Origin of the sequence: Chryseobacterium phosphatilyticum (assembly GCF_002899825.2) — a bacterium.
GTDB lineage: Bacteria > Bacteroidota > Bacteroidia > Flavobacteriales > Weeksellaceae > Chryseobacterium > Chryseobacterium phosphatilyticum.
This window is the reverse complement of sequence record NZ_PPED02000006.1, coordinates 79,595-100,257: the sequence shown is the minus strand read 5'-3', so window position 1 is coordinate 100,257 and position 20,663 is coordinate 79,595. Positions and strand designations below refer to the sequence as shown.

At 35.6% G+C, this 20,663-nt stretch carries 17 protein-coding genes; 10 read left to right on the top strand and 7 right to left on the bottom strand.

What is annotated here, in order from left to right; all coding sequences use genetic code 11:
- Position 1: 1 nt before the first annotated feature.
- The 4 genes from C1631_RS20565 to C1631_RS20550 are packed head-to-tail and all read right to left on the bottom strand — an operon-like array spanning position 2 to position 2,117.
- Entirely contained in the window at positions 2 to 898 is an 897-nt protein-coding gene (locus C1631_RS20565; RefSeq protein WP_109713948.1) for an alpha/beta fold hydrolase, read from the bottom strand.
- Complete coding sequence (locus tag C1631_RS20560) at positions 899 to 1,336, bottom strand: DUF1330 domain-containing protein (RefSeq protein WP_103249274.1); 438 nt, start codon at positions 1,334 to 1,336, stop codon at positions 899 to 901.
- A gap of 4 nt (positions 1,337 to 1,340) precedes the next feature.
- Positions 1,341 to 1,679: a GIY-YIG nuclease family protein gene (locus tag C1631_RS20555; protein ID WP_109713946.1), complete on the bottom strand. Its 339-nt coding sequence runs from the start codon at positions 1,677 to 1,679 to the stop codon at positions 1,341 to 1,343.
- A 12-nt stretch (positions 1,680 to 1,691) separates the two neighbouring features.
- A complete protein-coding gene (locus C1631_RS20550) occupies positions 1,692 to 2,117 on the bottom strand; it encodes a MarR family winged helix-turn-helix transcriptional regulator (protein WP_103249276.1) in 426 nt (141 codons plus the stop codon).
- A gap of 307 nt (positions 2,118 to 2,424) precedes the next feature.
- On the opposite strand from C1631_RS20550, the gene C1631_RS20545 reads away from it, so the two are divergent.
- From C1631_RS20545 to C1631_RS20535, 3 genes are read left to right on the top strand one after another with little or no spacing between them, the layout of a single operon-like run.
- Positions 2,425 to 4,956, top strand: a complete 2,532-nt coding sequence (locus tag C1631_RS20545) for a DUF6493 family protein (RefSeq protein WP_109713944.1) — start codon at positions 2,425 to 2,427, stop codon at positions 4,954 to 4,956.
- Positions 4,937 to 7,633, top strand: a complete 2,697-nt coding sequence (locus tag C1631_RS20540) for a DUF6493 family protein (RefSeq protein ID WP_109713941.1) — start codon at positions 4,937 to 4,939, stop codon at positions 7,631 to 7,633. The genes C1631_RS20545 and C1631_RS20540 overlap by 20 nt, the downstream gene beginning before the upstream one ends.
- Positions 7,634 to 7,636: 3 nt before the next feature.
- Positions 7,637 to 8,983: an SWIM zinc finger family protein gene (locus C1631_RS20535; RefSeq protein WP_109713939.1), complete on the top strand. Its 1,347-nt coding sequence runs from the start codon at positions 7,637 to 7,639 to the stop codon at positions 8,981 to 8,983.
- 152 nt (positions 8,984 to 9,135) lie between these two features.
- On the opposite strand, the gene C1631_RS20530 is transcribed toward C1631_RS20535, so the two are convergent.
- Positions 9,136 to 9,582 carry a VOC family protein gene (locus tag C1631_RS20530; RefSeq protein WP_109713937.1) on the bottom strand — a complete coding sequence of 149 codons (447 nt, stop codon included), beginning with the start codon at positions 9,580 to 9,582 and terminating at the stop codon, positions 9,136 to 9,138.
- A gap of 502 nt (positions 9,583 to 10,084) precedes the next feature.
- Between C1631_RS20530 and C1631_RS20525 the strand changes: the two genes are divergently transcribed.
- Positions 10,085 to 11,602 (top strand): TROVE domain-containing protein, encoded by a 1,518-nt coding sequence (locus C1631_RS20525; RefSeq protein WP_103247321.1) that lies wholly within the window; start codon positions 10,085 to 10,087, stop codon positions 11,600 to 11,602.
- Between the two features lie 1,517 nt (positions 11,603 to 13,119).
- Here the strand turns inward: C1631_RS20525 and C1631_RS20520 are convergent.
- Complete coding sequence (locus C1631_RS20520) at positions 13,120 to 13,458, bottom strand: hypothetical protein (protein ID WP_103247320.1); 339 nt, start codon at positions 13,456 to 13,458, stop codon at positions 13,120 to 13,122.
- 9 nt (positions 13,459 to 13,467) lie between these two features.
- Positions 13,468 to 13,896 carry a transposase gene (locus C1631_RS20515; protein ID WP_109713935.1) on the bottom strand — a complete coding sequence of 143 codons (429 nt, stop codon included), beginning with the start codon at positions 13,894 to 13,896 and terminating at the stop codon, positions 13,468 to 13,470.
- 631 nt (positions 13,897 to 14,527) lie between these two features.
- On the opposite strand from C1631_RS20515, the gene C1631_RS20510 reads away from it, so the two are divergent.
- The 6 genes from C1631_RS20510 (at position 14,528) to C1631_RS20485 (ending at position 20,549) form a co-directional block, all read left to right on the top strand.
- On the top strand, positions 14,528 to 16,066 hold the full coding sequence (locus C1631_RS20510) for a SulP family inorganic anion transporter (RefSeq protein ID WP_109713934.1): 1,539 nt from the start codon (positions 14,528 to 14,530) through the stop codon (positions 16,064 to 16,066).
- Positions 16,067 to 16,357: 291 nt separating this feature from the next.
- Positions 16,358 to 17,026, top strand: a complete 669-nt coding sequence (locus C1631_RS20505; RefSeq protein WP_103247317.1) for an HAD family hydrolase — start codon at positions 16,358 to 16,360, stop codon at positions 17,024 to 17,026.
- A gap of 6 nt (positions 17,027 to 17,032) precedes the next feature.
- Complete coding sequence (locus C1631_RS20500; protein ID WP_103247316.1) at positions 17,033 to 17,857, top strand: phosphoribosyltransferase family protein; 825 nt, start codon at positions 17,033 to 17,035, stop codon at positions 17,855 to 17,857.
- Complete coding sequence (locus C1631_RS20495) at positions 17,847 to 18,404, top strand: TerD family protein (RefSeq protein WP_103247315.1); 558 nt, start codon at positions 17,847 to 17,849, stop codon at positions 18,402 to 18,404. Before C1631_RS20500 ends, C1631_RS20495 begins: the two co-directional genes overlap by 11 nt.
- Before the next feature lie 2 nt (positions 18,405 to 18,406).
- Positions 18,407 to 19,582 carry a toxic anion resistance protein gene (locus C1631_RS20490; protein WP_185144686.1) on the top strand — a complete coding sequence of 392 codons (1,176 nt, stop codon included), beginning with the start codon at positions 18,407 to 18,409 and terminating at the stop codon, positions 19,580 to 19,582.
- A 166-nt stretch (positions 19,583 to 19,748) separates the two neighbouring features.
- On the top strand, positions 19,749 to 20,549 hold the full coding sequence (locus C1631_RS20485) for a hypothetical protein (protein ID WP_123966749.1): 801 nt from the start codon (positions 19,749 to 19,751) through the stop codon (positions 20,547 to 20,549).
- Positions 20,550 to 20,663: the final 114 nt, after the last annotated feature.

The window sequence follows — 20,663 nt, the reverse complement described above, 5'->3', positions numbered from 1 at the left end:
TCTAATAATTTTTATGGTTGATAAAATGAGTGATCCATTCGCCAATTGATTGGTAAAGTACTTCCGGAATAGAATGTCCCATACCCTCAATAATAATTAATTCAGAATCCGGAATAGAATTCGCAATATCCTTTCCGCAATCCGGATGGAAGATGGGATCATCTGTTCCATGAATGATTAAGACAGGAGCTGATAGGTTTTTCAAAATACCGGAGGTATATTGATAAGAACCCATCGCCAAAAGTTGTCTGATGATCCCGTTTTTGGTTTGAGAACGCTGAAGTTCTTCTTCAATCATTGTCTTTTCATGGTATGAGTCGAGAGGATATAAACTACCGGAAATTTTTGTAGCGAAATCTATTCTTTCTTTGATATAAGCTTCTTTATGTGTACTGGGATCAGCACCAGGCGTCATCATCATTGCCATAATCTCAGGATCGGGCTTTGGCAGAGCCGGATTCAAGGAGGTAGACATGATGATAGTAAGAGATAAAATCCTTTCAGGGTAGTAAGAACCTAATAGCTGGGCAATAATTCCACCCATGGAACGACCTGCAATATGTGCTTTTTCAATATGTAAATAATTAAGTAATTCAATCACATCCTTCGCCATATCCATTAATGAATATGGAATATCATTGGTCTCCATTGTGGCAAACATTTCTTCAATAGTTTTGCCCGTGGCAACTGTTGGTTGAGCCGTGAAAACAGATTTTCCTGAATCCCTGTTATCAAAACGGATTACTCTGAAACCTTTATCTGCCAGTATCTTACAAAAAGAAGTTTCCCAACAGATCATCTGACTTCCCAATCCGGAAATCAGTACCATAGTTTCTTGGTTTTCCTTCCCGAAGATCTCGTAGCACAAGTCTGCCTGAGAAAGTGTAATAATGTCCATCTATATTTCTTTAGTATTCATCAATACTTCTTCCAGAGGTAATAACCTTGAATCTTCAATGGCCGCAATCCGATGCCCTGTGATTTTCATATAATTTTCATCCTGTTCAAAATTGAAGAAATCGGCAACAGTTTTCTGCCTTATAAGCATACAGATATCCCATTGTTCATCCTGAGGGCCAATCAGAAACTGATCTCCTTTTCCTATCAAAATAATTTCTCCCCCACTTGCCCGTAAAAATGGTTCAGCTTCTTTGATATATTTAAAATAAGCATCCCATCCACTTATTTTTTCAGTGGGTTTCAGATGAGGATATTCAGAATAATCGGCTTCTTGCTTTAATTTAATAAGATTAAGATTAATGACAGAACCCTGTATGTTTTTAAGAAACAGATGCTTTCCTGCTTCAAAAGTGGGTGTAAGGTATTTTTTCGACATGACTTTAGTATAATTTGCTGATTGTTTCAGCAATACAGGCTTTTTCTGCCTTTGATATTTCCTGACGATAATTGATATAAGGATTATTCTGATCAGGAATAATGACAACAAATTCGAAGATAAAGACTTCACTTCCCAAGTCTATCCAGTCTTTTTGCAACAATGCATTGGTAAATGATCCCCCGTTCAGAAGGAATTTCATCTTATTGACCAAAGCTTCAAGGTGTAATGACCCCTGAATATATTGTTTGCCATTTGATGTATTGGTAACAGAAAGCACTCCCATAGTTGTTTTATGGTTTTTCGCTTTTTCCCGTAGTTCTCTTTTTACTATATTTTTCATATCAATAACCGGTTATTGGATATTCCCGCCCAGGTCGGATAAAAGCTCGGTAAAGACTTTTAACGATTTACTTTTTTTAGTACTAAGAATATCTTTTGTACTATTTTCTGCAGTATTTTTTGCCTCTTCAAATAGGTTTTTGCCTGCAGGTGTAATAACAACATAGCTTACCCGTGCATCTCTTTCATTGATCTCTCTTGAAACTAACCCGATTTTTTCCAGAGGATTCAATAAACGGGTAACTCCCGAAGCCGTCAACCCGATTTTCTCGGCGAGGTCAATCCTTCGCATCTTGCTTTCTGAAGAAGTGATCAGGATATAAAGAATGACAAAATCATTAAACCCCAATCCATGTACACTCAAAGAATCAAATTTTCTTGAAATGACAGACTGTAATTTGTTGATGCTGATTAAAAATAATAATTCGTTGCTTATCATTGAAAAGTATTTGAGTTGTCAAGTATTTGTGTTGTGCAAATATATGCATTTTAATGAATTGAAATTTATTTTCGGAAAAATTTTAAATAAAACTGTGCATTTTCATTTTTGTAAATAAAAACGCTTATTAACACACTAAAAAGTGTGTTTTTTGGTAAAATAAAATAATGTTTGATCATGATAATTTTTGAAAATGCCCCGCAGGCTAGTGTTAAAAGCATAAATTTTTGTTAAAAAATTCACTTTTTAGGGATAATTTAATCCCTGTAGATCATTTTTTGCTATTTTAGCTGATAAGAATGAATTTATGCTTATTGAAGAGGATTTTAAGGCTATTTATCTTAACTATAAAATCAAGGAAATTGTTCCTTTTCTCAAAAAGCTGACACCAAAAGATAAAAAAGAAGTTGCGGTCGTATTAAAGAAACGGATTAATAAAGAATGGGGCCACAACACTATCTCTGTGTTAGCTGCTTTGGCATGTTGTACCACAAAAGAGGAATTTGGAAAATTAAGCCCTGGATATTATTCTTTACCGATAGAACTTATCGAAGAACTTTTTGAATCTTACGTTCCCGTATGGGTTGGCGAAAGCTATCCGTTCTTAAGTGAGGTGGATTATCTAAAAGTTTTGGAATGGGAACAGAGAGGATACTTCAGATTAAATGATGAAATAAGTGCATCATTACTTTCCTCTTCATTACTTCCAGCAGATCAGCTAGATTCATATCCGGTGATTTTAGATTCACATATCTGGTTTTTGTTTGAATATGAGTGTAGTGTTACTGCCCGTTCCCGTGATGTTAATTGGAAAGATACTCTGAAAATACTCGTTCAGAATAATAAAATTGATCGCTTCAAGGTATTGCAATCAAGTCTCAAAGCTGTTAATTTGAACTTTTCGAAAGAGCATAATACCTGGTTTCTGGAGCTGTTTACTTCTCTGGAACCTTCCGGTCATGAAATTGTAGACCTACAGGAGGAGTTATTTCTTATTTTTCATTCTACTCAATCTTCATTATTTCCGGGTGTTTTGAAGATCATCCATCCGGTAATCACAGAAAAAAAAATTAAAACCGAAGAATTTTTGCAGGCTGTAGCGCCATTGGCAACTCTTTCAACGAAGAATATTATCAATCCGTTGCTTCAAAGTTTTGAAAAAATTGCAGGTATTCATACATCATATTCTGAAAAAATCTGTCTGCTGGTAATGCCTGTTTTTTTGAACAAGGATAAATCCGTTCAGGTAAAAGGAGCAAAGATTATTGCTAAATATGGAGATTTCAAATCCGAAAAATTAGGTGAAGAATTAAAGCTTTATTCCGGATCATTGCTTTCCGATGCAAGTATATTGCTGGAGCAGTTTGTAGTGAAAAAAGAAACAGAAAATACGATAGGAAAAAGTAAAGAATCTGTTTCATGGTACACACCGGAAGTCATTTTGCCCATTGATACAGTTGATGATTTTATTTTTTTTGCTCCCCGGATATTCAATCACCATGAATCCTATTATTCAGACCTTTTTCTGGATGCGTTAATAAGATTTAATGACAAGTTTGACGAAGAGCATTTTAACCAGCTTGAACCGGCATTTAAAGCTGCTCTTGCATTAAAAGATACCCCAGGGTTACACCATTTATGGGCGACTTTTTTTATAAATTACGGATTATTAAAACAAAAAAAGAAATCAAATATCCTTTCAGAGGCCCGGCTGGCTTTCCCGGATCTTGACAATTGGGTTCAAAAAAGAACTCCTTTGATTTTTAAAGGGTTTCACAAGCTTCTTTCAGGTGTTTTTGAATTTTTAAAACAAGATAACAACCTTCCGCTCCTTTCTGTACCGGATTATACACCATGCTGGATCACTATTCAAAATCTGGTAGATAAGCTGGTTGTGTATCAACAAAAAAAAGAGCAGCCAATTCCTTTTGATCTTCAGATCGCTCTGCTTCGTACCCGAAAAGAAAATCTTGCAGAAGCAGAAAAATATGCAAAAGAGAAACTTAGCGAAGAGTATGTTGATCTTCTTAAACCCGTTTTTGAAGCGAATTATTTCAAAGATCACTATCAAAATGTCTATCTGAACGGAAGTTTCAAGTGGGATTTCAGTTACAGAAAAATACACAAGTGGGATAGAACAGAAGAAATACCTCAGATAGTAATCCAGATGGAGAATCGGAAGGAGCTTCCGAAAAATGCAGATTTTCTTGACCATTTATTCAATTCTTTTCACCATGTTTCTGATGATGACCTGATTTATATTTTATATGCGACTCCTTATTTTTCAGGTTCTGTTTTTGGTAAAAAATATAATGAGACTTTGTCAAATTCTATCTATCAATATGATATTAAAGGAAATGTACGGTTCTTTGATGCCTGGATGAAGCTGAATGTACCTTTTCAACCTGTTCACTATTTATTTCTGTCCGCAGGTCTGTTTAATAAAGGTAGGACATTCTCTGGTATGGCTTTTGAAGCGCTTGTAAACAGGGCGGTTTCAGAAGATTTTGAAGTGCAGACATTGGGTAAACTGATAGGGAATAAGATTGGTTTTGAATGGGCTCCCGTGAAAAGATTTACAGACGGATTGTCAGACCTTATCAATTTGAGTATTCACCACAACCACGTCTTTGAAAAATTATTGATAGCTATTCTTTCAGCAGTAGAGAAACCCGTGTTTAATCTCAAAAAACTGCTGGAGCTTTATAACGAACTAATAACCCTGAACCAATCTGAAGCAGATAAAACAATTTTTGATCAGCTTGATGAATGGGGAAAACAAAATAACCTGAAAAAAACTATTCACCAAATTAAAACAAATGAAAGAAAGACTATATGAAATCCTTAATGAGGAGAAGATACATGAGATTATCCCTTTTCTAAAAGAACTCACAGAAGAGGAAAGAAAAACATTAGTGCCTACGATAAAAAAAATGGATCGCGAGATCAGCAAGATCATCATGACCAAGAATTCTTATCATACGGCAGGCTCGGCCAACCAGCATTCCATTATTGATATTGCGTCATTTGTCTGCATGGATCAGAAAAACTTCGGTAAAAATTATTGGAGCCTTTTCAGAAATATTAAACAAACGGAAGAAATTCTGGAATGGGGGTGCCCAAATTGGTTCTCTAATTTTATTAATGAATCCATAGATGCCGAATTTACGGCTTTTAACTATCAGGATATTTTGGGATGGACAGAGAAAGGATATGTGGAACCAAAGCCCGAGTTATGGGGACATCATCTAAGTAATTATCCTGCCGATCTGGATCACCATCCTGAAACCCTCAACACACACTTTTGGTATTTGTGCGAATATCCTTCAAAATCTTTACCGTTCCGTAAAGAATGGTTTCCGATAGTTCAGAAGTTGGTGACAGAGCAAAAAATTGAACGGAAAAGATTTTTAAGAGAATGCTTGCTGGCATCCAACAGAAATTTTAATAAAAATGTTACTGGTTGGTTTATGGATGCATTTACAGCGTTGAAGCCTACAGATCAGGAATTGGTTGATCTGCAGGATGAACTTCTTGCAGGATTGGCATCTGTACAATCAAAAGCAAGCAACACTATACTGACCCATTTGAAAAAGATAGTGGCTACACCTGCTTTTAAAAGTGATGAATTTTCACATTATCTTCCCAACCTGTTGAGCTCTGAAGTAAAAACTGTAGTTATTTCAAGTTTGACTTTAACCGAAAAAATTTTTCAACATAAGAGGCTTGACCCCGAAATGTTAGGGATTGCTTTGAGTACGGCATTTGTGAGCAAGGACGACGGCATTCAGTCAAAGACAGCAAAGATTATTCTGAAATATATTCCTGTTTCAGAAAGTATAAAAGAAGCTCTTTCTCATTATGCCGATAATATTCTGACCAATGTGCGTCCATCTTTAGTACTATATATAGAAAAAGAACAACCTGAGCTGGAAGCAATATCTTCTGAAAAATTATTTTTGACTACAGAAGAAAATAAGCTTAAAGAACTTGAAAGTTTCGAAGATTTAATGTTCTTCCTTCCGTTGGCCATAGATGATCCTTATAGTTATCATTGTGATGTTGCTTTAGCAGGGCTAGTCCGTTTTGCAAATGAAATTAATGCGGAATCTGTAAAATTGATAGAACCTGTGTTTTTAAAAGCCTGTAAAACAATTTCTAAATGGGAGGTTCCCTATCTGAATGTTTTATTGTGTAACCTGATTATTAATTACGGATTAAGTCTGCTTGAAAAATACCCGATGCAGCTCAAAAACCTGGAAAAAATATATCAGAAAACCAAAGAAGATGAAGCGACAAGAGAGGCCTCTTCCAATTATAACAAAAAATTAGGTCCGGTAGAAAAAGTGGGTGTAGAAGGCCCTGCAGCAAAGGCGTTTAAAGAATTTGCTATATATATAAACCATAAAGTGAAAAGAGGAGATCATATCCCTTTGTTGTTTACCATAACACATTCTCCGTGCTGGATTTCTCCCGTTACCTTAGTAGAAAGACTCGAAATTTATCAAAATAAAAATGTACAGCCTGATCATCTGGATTTTCAGCTGGCATTGCAACGTTGTGCATTGGATGATACTTCTGAAGCATTACAACTGGCTAAAGAAAAACTAAAAGGAGAATACAAAGAACTGCTACTCTTCTTCTTTGATAAAAATGCTAAACCTACAGGGAAATTTGAGCACCCTTCATGGTGGATGACTGCCGGGATTACACGCTCACCTCAAACTGTTTTTAAAGAATTCAGTCATTTTGGATATGATAATATTCCAACAGAATTTTTTACGGGAGCTTACAGTTGGAAAACAATTGATAACAAAAAGAATTCTTATTATCCTGTTGAATTGAGCATTGCCATCCCAAAATATCATCTGGAAAAAAGAAAAGATCCTTTATTCATGGAATATTTTGTGGCTGATCAAAAAGAACTTTCCGAAATACCTGCTTTGATGTGGTCTTTTCCCAATACTCCCGCAAATGCGCTGGCCAAAGTAATTAAATACTGCCTGTTTTATTCCGGAATTGCTGAAGTCTATGAAAGAAATCTGGTTTTGAATACAACCAAAGCTCTGTATCAAATCAAAAAACCTTTGGATGAAATGGGGTATCTGTTTCTGGGAACGATTTTTCTTGACGGAGATAAGACCATCCGGGGAACAGCAGCTGAAATCTGGCTGGAACATGTTTCTCATCAGATGATCGATAATGAACGGCTAGGAAAAGTAATAGGTTTGCACGAAAAATTAGAATGGGCACCTGTAAAAAGATTAACAGATCTTATGCAGAATCATATGCTGAATGTCAGCAAAAACCATAATATTGCCCTAGAAAAACTGATCACAAATATATTGCTTCAAATGGAAAAACCGGTTACCAATTTGAAAAAGCTTTTGGATGTGTATCATGAGATATTAGCTTTAAACCAGTCGGAAGCTGATCAAAATGTAAAAGAAAAATTAAACGACTGGAAAGAAAACTCGAGCCTGAAAAAAATCTGCAATCTTCTTCTTAAAAAATAGATTATGGAAGATACGCTTATTTATAATTATTCAAGATCATCATCGTTGGTAAAGAAGAATGCTCTTGAAGAACTGTTTCTTGCCAAATATAGTGAGATACAGAAAAATACTGATGTTCCCTGCTTTTTCTGGGGAAATGTGAGCCACCCGTTTATTTTGGCAAGATGTCTGATTACACTTTCCAATATTGTAAAATCCAGTTTTAATCTGTCTTCTTTTCAGATGGCAATGCTTAAAGATCCGATTGTCACAGCAGGAAATGAAAGGCTTCGTTTTGAGGGTTTTTCTCATTGTGCAGGAGTGTATGCGAGAGTAGATGTTTTGCCTGAGGGATTAGATGGAGAGTTTTTGGAAAATGGAACAACAAACGTAGACTTTAACCAGACAATGATCACTGCTTTGGGAAGCATTCGACCCAATGAAAAAATTATCCTATCAGTGGGTGAAAAGGAGGTTGGATTGTATAAAGACGAAAAAAAAGTGGTAGAAAGGAAAGTTCCTTTGCCTGTAAAATGGATTAAAGGACTTGGAACGGTTCAGGTATATTTATCTGAATCTAAAAAACGACACACATTCAATAAAATTCAGGCGCAACAATTATTCAGGGGCATGCCCAAAGGGATATTGAAATCCGATTACTATCTTATTGTAAGAGGAAACAGGACTATGTTTTCTCCGGTAAGATCTATGGATGCAATTTGTATCGGAGGCCTTCATCGCCTTCGTTTGCTGGAACCTTTGCTCCCTTATATCGACAGTATGCAGGTTTTTGCTCATCCCAATATGCAATCTACCACATGGCAACTTTATATGGGGAATATAAAGTTCAGTTTTTCTTTATCCAGAGAATGCTGGAGAGGATTTTCAGGAGAAGGTGCTCTATTGGATAGTCTCATCCCGGATATTTCTGATGAATGGATTGATGCACTGGATAAATACGCGTATGCCAATCAGTCATTCAATGCAACCATGCTGGCTGTACAGGAAAGTATCAGTCTAACCATGGCTGATAATCTTACGGGTAGGCTTGCTGCGATGGGCTTATTGGGATATGATCTTGATGATCAGGAGTTCTTCTATCGGAGATTACCGTTTAAGCTGAGTAGGACTAACGGCCTGAATCCCCGTATGAAAAATGCAGAAAAACTGATTGATGAAGGAAAAGTTGTGATCTTAAATAATACCAAAGAACGAACTGAAGCCAGAGTGGAAGGAACAGGAGTACACCATACCGTGATTGTTGAAGAAGAAAAAGAACGATGTACCTGTGAATGGTTTAGCAAATATCAGGGTGAAAGAGGTCCTTGTAAACATGTTCTGGCAGTGAAAAAAGTAATGAGCCAGTTCTAGTAAATATTTAATATAATCCGGCAAGCCCCAAGGGCTTGCCGGATTCCGTTACAATAATGAAGGTATTAAATAAGTATCTGTTTTTATTTCCCGGTGCCCAATTTTGTTAACCGAAAATATTCATATAAAATGGTTCAGAATTCACTTGATTTTTATTGAAAATTTATCCATTCTTCATAAGAAAGCACTCCCAATCCAGGCTTACTATCACCTTCCAGAATAGAAATAAACTCAAGCTGATTGCCGTCCGGATCATTAAAGTAAATGGCCAGTGCCGGCATCCATGCAAAAACCATAGGTTGCACAGATCCGTCTTTCAGAAAATTATAAGGTTCAAGATCTTTGTTTTTTAGGAAATCTACAGCGTAATTTAGAATATCTTCTTTCGTACTTGTAAATGCAAAATGTCTGGTTTGAAGATTCTCTTTTTGTTCCCACAGTCCCAGCATAAATTCTTTCCCTTCGCCAATCCATAAAAAAGCAATAGGCCTTGTTTCATCTCTATGAGCCAATTTTAATCCTAATATCTCGGTATAAAATCTGATGGCATTTTCCAAATTACTTACCTGAACATGCGTTTCATAAAGTCCTGTAATCATAGCTTAATTTTTAATGTATACAAAGCTATAAAAACACCTTCCCACATGCCTGATAATACCGATTTCTTTCATGAAAATGAATGATAGAAGGATTTTATTATAATTGATAATTGATAATTGATAATTGATAATTGATAATTGATAATTGATATTACCATTAAATACCGTCTTTATGATTGATAAGGGGAGTACAATAAGAGTGGGCTTTAGCCCGCTCAATCATAATCATATCAATTCATACGGCTTTAGTTTAGTCTGAACCTAAATTAAACACAAATAATATCTGTGCCATCTGCAGATTCTGCGGGAGATAACTGCGCTTCTTCATATCAATATAGAAACAATTCAAAAACAAATCATTTCGACCCCATTAGAACAAAAAATAATTTTTTTACATAAAAAATTAACTACGCAAAATGATTGCGCAATAGCGTCATTACTTTGCATCAGAAATCAGAGAGGAAGTGGTCTTCCAAATGTTTAACAAAAAAAACAGTAACTCATGAAATTTAATTTTTTAAGAAAAGAAAATAAAGTAGTATTGAACTATGAAGGTGCAAAAGCATACACAATGACACCTGCAGAAGAATTATATAGTGCTGTTGTTACAACAGGACTGTCAGATACAACCTATGAAAAGGGAAATGACAGATTAGAAAGAATCCAGTCTCTGATCAAAAAAAATGATCCCGAATTCGTGGCAAAGCTGGCGGTATATGCCAGAAAAGATATGTACCTGCGTTCCATTCCATTGGTTTTGACGACTGAATTGGCAAAGCAGGTTTCAGGGACTGATTTAGTAAGCCGTACCGTAGATGGTGTTGTTCAGAGAGCAGATGAAATTACAGAATTGCTGGCTTACTATCAGCTTGCCAATGAAAGGACGGAAACCAAAAAACTGAATAAATTATCCAAACAGATTCAGAAAGGTTTGATGAAGTCATTCAACAAATTTGATGAATACCAGTTTGCAAAATATAACAGAAAGGCAGACGTTACTTTGAAAGATGCCTTGTTTTTGGTTCACCCGAAAGCTAAAGATGAAAATCAGCAGACCATCTTCAACAAAATCGTAAACGATATGTTGGAAACCCCTTATACATGGGAAGTAGAGCTCTCAACGTTAGGTCAGAAGAAATTTGCAACCGATGCCGAAAGAAAATCTGCTTTTAAAGATAAATGGGAAGAACTTATTTTTAGCAATAAACTGGGCTACATGGCGACGTTGAGAAACCTGAGAAACATTCTGGAAGCAGGCGTTTCATCTGATGCAATGAGCAAAGTATGCAGATATCTGTCCGATGAAAAAGCTGTATCCGGTTCAAAACAGCTCCCGTTCCGATTTCTGGCGGCATACAGAGAATTAAAAGATATAGATTCTCCTTACGTATCCTCTGTATTGGAAGCTTTGGAAGATGCCGTTACAGTAAGTGCCAAAAATATCAAAGGCTTCGGTTTTGAAACTTCGGTAGTAATTGCAGCAGACGTATCTGGTTCTATGCAAAAACCGGTCTCTAAAAAAAGCAAAGTATTGCTGTACGATATCGGCTTGCTGATGTCTATGATCCTGCAGTCACAATGTAAAAATGTGGTGACAGGTATATTTGGAGACCGATGGTTGCGTATTCCAATGCCTAAAAGTGGTATTCTGAGAAACGTAGACGCCTTCTACAAACGGGAAGGTGAAGTGGGTTACTCAACAAATGGTTACCTGGTATTGGAAGACCTGATCAAAAGACAGGAAAAAGTAGACAAAGTAATGTTGTTCACCGATACCCAGATGTGGAACAGTACCGGAAGCAGAAATTCTTTTGAAGATTTGTGGACTCACTATAAAAGAATAGCTCCCAATGCAAAATTGTATATTTTTGACCTGGCGGGATATGGCAGACAGCCTCTCGACGTCAGAAAAAATGATGTATATCTTATTGCAGGTTGGTCAGACAAAATTTTCAATGTATTGAATGCATTGGAAGACCGCAAATCTGCAATGCAAATTATACAAAAAGTAGTGCTGTAACGGGCACTGCTTTTATAAAAACTAATAACCCTTAATTTTTTAAGAAGCTTATTCCCGCTTTCCACTCTATCTTTTTCGCCATTGCTTTTTTGCAAAGCCATTTCAGAAAAAGGATACCGTTGCAATCGGGGCTAGGAAATAACTTTTGGTTCTTTTTCTTCAAGGTAAAACGAACAAAAAATAAATAAAATTTAACTGCGTAAAAAGAATGCGTACTTCGCTCCTAATTTTGCAGTATTAATACTACCGGTGACGTAAGAAAGACGTTCTTCGAATCCAAATTGACAGAGTCTTTTGCCAGATTGCCCGGTAGTCATAACCAATGCCGTAGATAAGAGTTTCATCGTCAACTTCCAATTGAATTATCATTGACTCTTATAATCAATTGCTTGGTTTTTAATAAAAAAATAAGTGTGTAAAAAGATTACGCAGTAGCCACATAGATTTGCGGTAATAAAACTAGTAAATTAGAATATTGATTAAAGCAAGTGTCGTAAAACAGAGTTTCTTCGTTTTCAGGGCGGCAATACAGGTTCAAATCCTGTCCTTAGGGTAGTGAAAATGGTAACACTCCGCCAGTAAGTCTCTGTTTGACTTATTACCTTGCTTATATAAAAGAGTGCCGTAGGAAAGGCTTACTTCGGTAAATCTTATGATATTGGTTCGACTCCAAAAGATCATGAAAATGATCTCTAAAAGTCTTTTCACCTCTTGCCTCTTTATTATTAAAATATAAGGATAACTATAAAAAACTTTAACCAAGTGTCGTTAAGAAATCATACTTCGACCGGTTCATCAGGTTGCAGGTTCGAATCCTGTCATCACTGTTGCCAACAGCATGTAGCTCAAAATAGGATAGAGCAGATGATTATGAAAGATTTCTAATTTTTTACCTTGGCTATTATTAAAAATGTTATAAAACATACAGCATAATCAAGTGTCGTCTCAGAATCATACTTCGGGATTGAGTAAACATTGGGTCGCAGGTTCGAATCCTGCCTTTTCCCTCGAAAAGGAGAGGTAGCTCAGCAGGTAGAGCAAATGCACGAACGATTCTGACCTTATTACCTTGATTACAAATCAACAAGTGCCGTAGAATAGTGTTACTTCGATCATCACGACGGGGACACGGGTTCGAGTCCCGTTTCTTCCACTTAAAGTACAACTGCTTGGGAAGAGTAGCTCAGCGGGTTAGAGCACGACATTACACGTTCATCGATTGCCTTGTTTTATTATAATTGGAAACCGGAAGCGGGAAAATGGAAATCATCTTTGTAACATAATTTTCTACAAAGCCAGAGAGAGTATTCTTTCAGTCTTTTACAATTACTTCCATTCTTTCCGCCTCCGGTTTCTTTAACGTATAACAAAGTGTCGTTCGGAAGAAATTTATTGTACGCAATTGGGAAGGAATAGGGTAGCCGACTAATTTGGCAAGGTCATCCGGTACGATTCAGCCATACATAACCTTCATTTTTTTCCCGATCATTTTACCTTTAATAAAAAAAGCCGGTATTTTATTTACCGGCATTTTTTGTAGTATTTTCTAATTCTTCTTCAAACATCCCCTTCCATTTTGAAAGGGTTGTTCTGCTTATTTTATATTTTTTTGACATATAACTGGTAGAATGCCCATGTTTTTTCTGATATTGAAGAAGCTTTAACATCGTTTTTCTGTCATACGTTTTGAGCTTCTGGTTTTCTCTTGAAGGTTTGAAAAGTTTATCATTAAACTTAAGGATATCCTCCGTTGTATTGAGTTTGCCAAGAAGCTCCTTGACTTTAGGATCTTTTAACTTTTCCGGATATTCCATTTTCAGCATATCCTGGTAAATTTTTTTATAATTGGGACGCATAAATCTATTTTATCCGTTAGTATTATCTGTCTTTTGCAGCCACCTGTGAAGAGTACTTTTAGGAATAGAATATTCTTTAATGACCTCACTTTGCGTCATTTCACCGGAAAGAATTCTTTTCATAATAAAATCTTTAATTTCCTGAGTATAAATATTCTTCCTGAAATAAGGAATTTTTTCAGATTTATGCTGACTTTTATTAACTGCCGCCGGAGGGGCATATAAAATTAAATGTGAACTATAGAGTCTGAAGAAATCATATTCCAGTAATTTGCTCCATCGTAGAAGAAGATCAGCATCCAATGATCTGCTCTTGTACATATTTTCAACAGATTCTTCATCCTTACCCAGGAATTTGCATATCCTCTCCATTGGTATCTCATTTTCATCAACCCTCTCCTTTATAAACTTTCCAATATGGATTTCTTTATATAACATTTTATTGAATATTGTCTTTTATTAAAATTTATGCATCAAAAAACGAAAAAGGTAGTATATTATTATGTCTATTGAGGCATAATTCACATTTTTTTGAAATTGTGAAAAGTGAAAATCATTATTTAAGAATATTGAATACATTCAAAGAGATCATGAAATCGAAAATTTTCAGGATAACTTAGGGTCGTAAAAAACGTATTTGTTGTTACTTTAATGTATGCAGGATATATTCCTTATTTTCAATGGGTTTATAACTTTTCTTCTCCTACAAATTTCTTTTTCTTGCCATTTGTGTAAATAATATATAACCTATTAAAGTTTTGTCATGCCATTCTATTTACTAAACTGTGATTGTATTGCCGGGTTGTAACTGTTGACAACCAATTGTTTGCATGTTTTTATTAAATCGGCAATAAATAATCTGCTTTATGAGTTTCAAATTTAAACAAAAATTAAAAGCAATAATGAGATTATTTGTAAAAAAGTAGAATTATTATCTGTTTTTAATTAAAATTAACATAATATGTAAACGCATGTGTGAATTATCGTGATAGGTTGAAAAAATATTAACAAAAAGGGTGAAAATAAAAAAATTGTATAGAATTGAGCAAGTGTATAACTTTGCAACGCAATGAAAAATACAATCAGCTTATTCGATTTCTCGAAAAAAATAAACTATAAAAATGAGTTACTGGCCGGATTTACCGTAGCCATGACCATGATTCCGGAATCTCTTTCATTTGCTATCCTGGCCGGACTTTCACCACTTACCGGACTTTATGCCGCATTTATAATGGGATTGGTTACGGCTGTCTTAGGTGGACGACCGGGAATGGTATCTGGCGGGGCCGGAGCAACTATTGTGGTCCTGATTGCATTAATACAATCCCATGGAATAGAATATCTTTTTGCCACAGTAGCTCTTGCTGGATTTTTCCAAATGTTTGTTGGAGTATTTAAGTTGGGGAAGTTTGTAAGGCTTATTCCGCAACCGGTAATGTATGGCTTTCTGAACGGATTGGCCATTATTATATTTATGGCACAGGTTGAACAATTTAAAATTACAGACCACAACGGTGTTACGAGCTGGCTTCAAGGGATGTCTTTATATGTGATGGCTGGTTTAACAGCTCTTACGATTGCCGTTGTATATTTCTTTCCTAAAATTACAAAGACTATTCCGGCTTCTCTGGTTGCAATTATTGTAGTATTCGCCGTTGTGTTAGGATTTAATATCAATACAAAAACAGTTGCAGATATTGCCCACATCAGTGGAAATCTTCCCAGTTTTCATATCCCTCAGGTGCCTTTTTCGCTGGAAACCTTCTCAATTATTTTTCCTTACGCGATGATTATGGCCGGAGTAGGACTGATTGAATCGCTTCTGACTTTATCAATGGTGGATGAGATCACCAATTCGAAGGGAAATGCCAATAAAGAATCTGTTGCCCAGGGGCTTGCTAATATTACCAATGGATTTTTTGGTGGAATGGGAGGTTGTGCTATGGTTGCACAAACGCTGGTGAATCTTAACGCCGGATCAAGAGCCAGATTATCAGGGATTATTGCTTCTGTTATGATTTTGATAATCATCCTGTTTGGTGCTCCTGTTATTGAAAAAATACCCATGGCTGCCCTGGTGGGGGTGATGATGATGGTTGCGTTAAGTACATTTCAATGGGTGTCTATCAGAATTGTTAATAAAATGCCGAAGTCCGATATATTTGTCGGAATTACCGTAGCGTTGATTACCGTTATCTTGCATAATCTTGCGCTGGCGGTTTTGATCGGAGTGATTATTTCCGCATTGGTTTTTGCCTGGGATAATGCGAAAAGAATCCGGGCAAGAAAACATATTGATGAACAGGGAATTAAGCATTACGAAATATTCGGACCTTTATTCTTTGGCTCCGTTACGGCATTTGCCGATAAGTTTGATGCGATGAATGACCCTCAGGAAATTGTGGTTGATTTTAAAGAAAGCCGCATTGTAGATATGAGTGCCATTGATGCTTTGGATAAATTGTCAAAACGATACCAGCAACAAGGTAAAGTGGTCTATCTGCGCCATCTCAGCGAAGATTGCCGGAAAATGCTAAAGAATGCTGAAGCCGTGATAGAAGTGAATATACAGGAAGACCCTACCTATAAGGTTATGCCGGAAAGATAAAGAGAGAGATTTCAGACGAGAGACCAAGAGATAAGAAATATTATTATCCATTAAAAACAATACTCTATAATAATCAGACAAGAACCACAAAGTTATTTGTGGTTCTTTTTTTTTACATTTTGTCTTTTTTATTTTAAATCATAAAAATATCTTAAAACAGAAAACTAAAGTAATGCATTTCTGATAAAAATTTTATCTTTGGAAAGAATAGAAAATTAAACACTTTTTGATGAGAAAATATTAGTAAATCTTTTTCAACAAAAGCTACATAAAACTTTTAACTAAAACATATTGAAAACAGATATCGACATTCACAACCACTGTCATTTTTCCTTTGACTTGTGGCTCACTTTAATCAAATCTCATCCTGAATTTAAAGCAAAAAGAGTTGAGCTGTTCTCCTCATTTTTTAAAGTTAATAAGCCTATAGATGAAGTTGCTAAAACCGTAAAATATTATGATGATCTTTGCAATACAATCAATGAAGTAACAGGAGGAAATATAGATACTTTTGAAATTTATCTGATGATTCTCGGAGCTCTGGAAGTGGATGTAAAACTTGTAAACAAAGAAAAACTTAACGAATTTTATTTGAAAAGTGAAGACTTGTTTTTAGAATATAAGCCTGTTGTTATTTTTGAAAATATCCATGATTTTTTTGACGATATTAAAAATCAGGGAAAAACCATTAACATCCTGAGCAACACAGGATTTATCAAAGGAACAACGATGAGAAAATTTCTGATTCATGAAAACCTGGATCAGTACATTGATTTTCATATCTATTCTGATGAAATCAACTGTTCCAAACCGAATCCCCTCATTTTTCAGGAAGTGAAAAATCAACTGAAAGATCAGGATCTGCCTCTTGAAAAAGTGTTGCACATCGGAGATAATCCGGTGGCAGATTATAAGGGAGCTCAAGACTTCGGTTTCAGTGCACATTTACTTAAACACTAATATAACATGAACAAAAGATACAGCTTACACCACATTCATTCGGCAGATGAGTTTACATTCTCACCGGCTGAATACAGCTATTTCAAGTATGGCGATAAGTCGTATGCTGAGAAATTTGCAAAAGAATTATTTGACGGGTTTATTTCCGGACATGAGGCCCTTTTAGAAGCAGATAAAGAAATTGTAGTGCTGCCAAGCCCATACATGGCCATTCCAACAGCTTCCAATTTTTTATGTTTTTTCTTTAAAAAGCATCTTGATTTTTATCTTTTTCAAAAAGGGAAAAAATCGAGTATTTTATCAAAAATTAATAGAAATCATACCTATATCACAGATTATGGTAATCTTAGCTTTGAAGATCGCAAAAATCTGATTTCCAATGATACGTATTATATTGATAAAGACTTTTTGAGAGGAAAACTTTGTATTTTTATTGACGATATAAAAATTACAGGAAGTCATGAATATACGGTGAACAGAATCCTGGATCAATATCATGTAGAAGCTGATTTTATGTTCCTGTATTATGCTGAATTAATGAACTTTGATCTTGATCCGAAGATCGAGAACTATTTCAATTACTATGCAGTGCAAAATGTAAACCATATTGCAGAGGTAATGGAGAAGCCAAGTTTTGAGTTCAATACAAGAATTGTAAAATATATTTTAGGCCTTGAATCAAGTAATTTTGACTATCTTACGTCTAAAGTAAAAAAAGAGCAGATGGATCTTCTTTTAGAACTGGCCATCAGCAATAATTATCATTTAATAAAAGAATATAAAAATAACATCAATACTTTAACACAAACGGAATTATATTATGGCTATTAACTTACAAAAAGGACAAAGAGAAAACATTAACGCACCTAAATTTACTGTAGGTTTAGGATGGGATATCAATAATACTTCTACAGGAACAGCATTCGATCTTGATGCGTCTTTATTTTTGCTGGGAGATGATAAAAAGTTAGTATCAGATAATCACTTTATTTTTTACAACAATCTTGAATCTCCGGATAAGGCGGTTATTCATACTGGTGATAACCTGACAGGTGAAGGAGCGGGAGATGATGAGCAGATCAAAATTGATCTTACAAAAATTGACTCTGCGGTCACTGAAATTACTGTGGTAGTAACCATTCATGATGCAGATTCAAGAAGACAAAATTTCGGACAGGTAAGAAATTCTTTCATCAGAATTTTCAATACAGATACGAATGAAGAAATCTTAAAGTATGAACTGGATGAAGATTTCTCAATCGAAACTGCGGTAGAATTCGGAAGGATCTACAACAGAAACGGAGAGTGGAAATTTGAGGCTGTTGGTGCAGGACAAAGAGACGGCCTTGAAAAATTTGTATCAATTTATCAGAAATAATCATGGATAATCAGGAAAATCAACCGATAGATCCACTAGGATCAATTGAACCTCTTAAAACATTTGAACCAACACCTATGGTTCCGCCAACACCGGCTCAACCTGTTCAAAATGCAGCACCGGCAGTTCTTGTGGACAGAGAGGGAAATGTGAATCTGACTCAGTTGCAGACAGAAGAACGCCAGAAATATGAAGTTCTTGCGAACTCTATTGATGAAGCCAATCCCGGTTCAATCGTTAATTTCGGAGCAGAACTTCAGAAAACCCTGACCAATCAGAGTGATAGTTTCTTAGGAAATGTAAGAAGATCAAATTCAGGTGAGGTAGGAGGGCTTATCAATGATCTTTTGGTAGAGCTTAACTATGTTGATGTAGAGGAACTTAACGGGAATAAAGTGAAAAGTTTTCTGAGCAAGTTACCCTTTATGAAAAAGGTAATGACTCAGGTGGAAAATCTATTTGCAAAATACGATAAGATCATCAATAATATCGAGCAAATCTCTTATAAAGTAAATGCTGGAATTATTACTTCTACAAAAGACAATGCGGTTCTGCAGACTATTTTTGAAAGTAATGTGAACTCCATTAAGCAAATTGAAGACCTTGTAATCGCAGGAAATATAAGAATGGAAAGAGCTGCTGTAGAACTTGCTCAAATGGAAGCTGCTCCTCAGAACTTTCAGGATTACCAGATTGCAGATAAGAGGGATTTTATTGCCAGATTAGACAGAAGAATGGCTGATCTGAAGGTGGTACGTGTCATTATGATGCAGTCACTTCCACAAATCAGACTTGTGCAGAATAACAACGTTTCAATTGCTGAAAAAGCACAGACAATTCTGACGACGACACTTCCTGTATGGAAAAATCAACTTTCACTTGCTGTGGCCATGTACAGACAACAGCAGAATATTGAAATTCAGCAGAAAGTATCTTCTACCACAGAGGAAATCTTAAGAAAAAATGCAGAACGTCTGGGGCAGAATTCAGTGAATGTTGCCAGAGCCAATGAACAAACGATCGTTTCTGTAGAAACATTGAGAGAAACCACTTCAATGTTGATCAATACCTTGAATGAAGTGAAACAAATTCAGAAACAAGGGGCTGATAACAGAAGAAAACTGGATCAGGATCTTCAGACATTAGAGCATGAATTGAAAGCAAATGTCAGAGGTTAATTTATAGGAGACCAAGGTGGGGGATGATGCAGCAACCATATTGTCACAGAGCAAAAGAAGATTAACAAGGCTTAAACTTCTGGCTAATTTTTTTGAACATATTGACATTATATCAATTTATATTAAAACTGATATTATCCACAATTTGTTCCAGGAAAATGCGGCTTTGGATTACAATAAACTGGAACTTTTCCACCTTCAGTATACCGACAGCCTTATCGAGCTTTTAACCAAAATTAAAAGACAGAAGGAAAATGATATGCTGGCAGTCATTAATGAAATTGACATCAACAACAAATATATTTCAGGTTTCGAAGAGAGACAGGTCGATAGCTTTGAAACAGACCGGAAAATGTATAGCGGTATATTTTCGAAACATCTGAAAAACGTTTATAAAGATTTTACAGAAGAGGTTTTCACCGCTAATTGGGATAATGTCCTGTATTTTCATAAAAAATATGCGAAGGAATTTTATAGAACAGATTCAGATGAGTCATTGTTGAAAACCGGATCTTTTCCAGCCTATCAGTACAAAGACTATTCTATTGAAAGGAAACTGCTGGGAAGATTGAATATACAAGGTTTTAAAGTTCGTTTTGTCTGTGGTTATCTGAACGGAATCAATGAGTATGAGCTTTTCAAAATCTTCCAGTCTGATGATTATTTTATTTTCAGTGTAGATGAAAAGAAATTGTATCTTTTTGATCAAGATCTGGGTAAACTGGACGTTTCTGAAAACCAGTCTAATCAGACAACCATCATCGATCAGCTGAAAAGGAAAAATGAACACCTCGAAAGCAATATGAACGAAAGAAAACGAATTTTACCAACAGAGGTAGAAAACGTTTTGAAAGATTATCTCAGAAACCTTGAAAATATAGACATCATGAGCAAAATATTTGATTTTGACGAAGAAACAAATATCTTGCGGGCAATGCTTAATTTAAATTTGAACAATAATAACTAAGTCGAAATTTGAAATGTAAAGAAAGTAAAGAAAAGTTGAGAAAGTAATGAGTGATAAAGATGTAAAATATCCTATCAGCTTTCTTGGTATAATAGCTTTCTTCGCTAATATAAA

Bases quoted from the DNA above. Each gene is read 5' to 3' on its own strand.
- C1631_RS20565 (WP_109713948.1), bottom strand. From the start codon at position 898: ATGGACATTATTACACTTTCTCAGGCAGACTTGTGCTACGAGATCTTC.
- C1631_RS20560 (WP_103249274.1), bottom strand. From the start codon at position 1,336: ATGTCGAAAAAATACCTTACACCCACTTTTGAAGCAGGAAAGCATCTG.
- C1631_RS20555 (WP_109713946.1), bottom strand. From the start codon at position 1,679: ATGAAAAATATAGTAAAAAGAGAACTACGGGAAAAAGCGAAAAACCAT.
- C1631_RS20550 (WP_103249276.1), bottom strand. From the start codon at position 2,117: ATGATAAGCAACGAATTATTATTTTTAATCAGCATCAACAAATTACAG.
- C1631_RS20545 (WP_109713944.1), top strand. From the start codon at position 2,425: ATGCTTATTGAAGAGGATTTTAAGGCTATTTATCTTAACTATAAAATC.
- C1631_RS20540 (WP_109713941.1), top strand. From the start codon at position 4,937: ATGAAAGAAAGACTATATGAAATCCTTAATGAGGAGAAGATACATGAG.
- C1631_RS20535 (WP_109713939.1), top strand. From the start codon at position 7,637: ATGGAAGATACGCTTATTTATAATTATTCAAGATCATCATCGTTGGTA.
- C1631_RS20530 (WP_109713937.1), bottom strand. From the start codon at position 9,582: ATGATTACAGGACTTTATGAAACGCATGTTCAGGTAAGTAATTTGGAA.
- C1631_RS20525 (WP_103247321.1), top strand. From the start codon at position 10,085: ATGAAATTTAATTTTTTAAGAAAAGAAAATAAAGTAGTATTGAACTAT.
- C1631_RS20520 (WP_103247320.1), bottom strand. From the start codon at position 13,458: ATGCGTCCCAATTATAAAAAAATTTACCAGGATATGCTGAAAATGGAA.
- C1631_RS20515 (WP_109713935.1), bottom strand. From the start codon at position 13,896: ATGTTATATAAAGAAATCCATATTGGAAAGTTTATAAAGGAGAGGGTT.
- C1631_RS20510 (WP_109713934.1), top strand. From the start codon at position 14,528: ATGAAAAATACAATCAGCTTATTCGATTTCTCGAAAAAAATAAACTAT.
- C1631_RS20500 (WP_103247316.1), top strand. From the start codon at position 17,033: ATGAACAAAAGATACAGCTTACACCACATTCATTCGGCAGATGAGTTT.
- C1631_RS20495 (WP_103247315.1), top strand. From the start codon at position 17,847: ATGGCTATTAACTTACAAAAAGGACAAAGAGAAAACATTAACGCACCT.
- C1631_RS20490 (WP_185144686.1), top strand. From the start codon at position 18,407: ATGGATAATCAGGAAAATCAACCGATAGATCCACTAGGATCAATTGAA.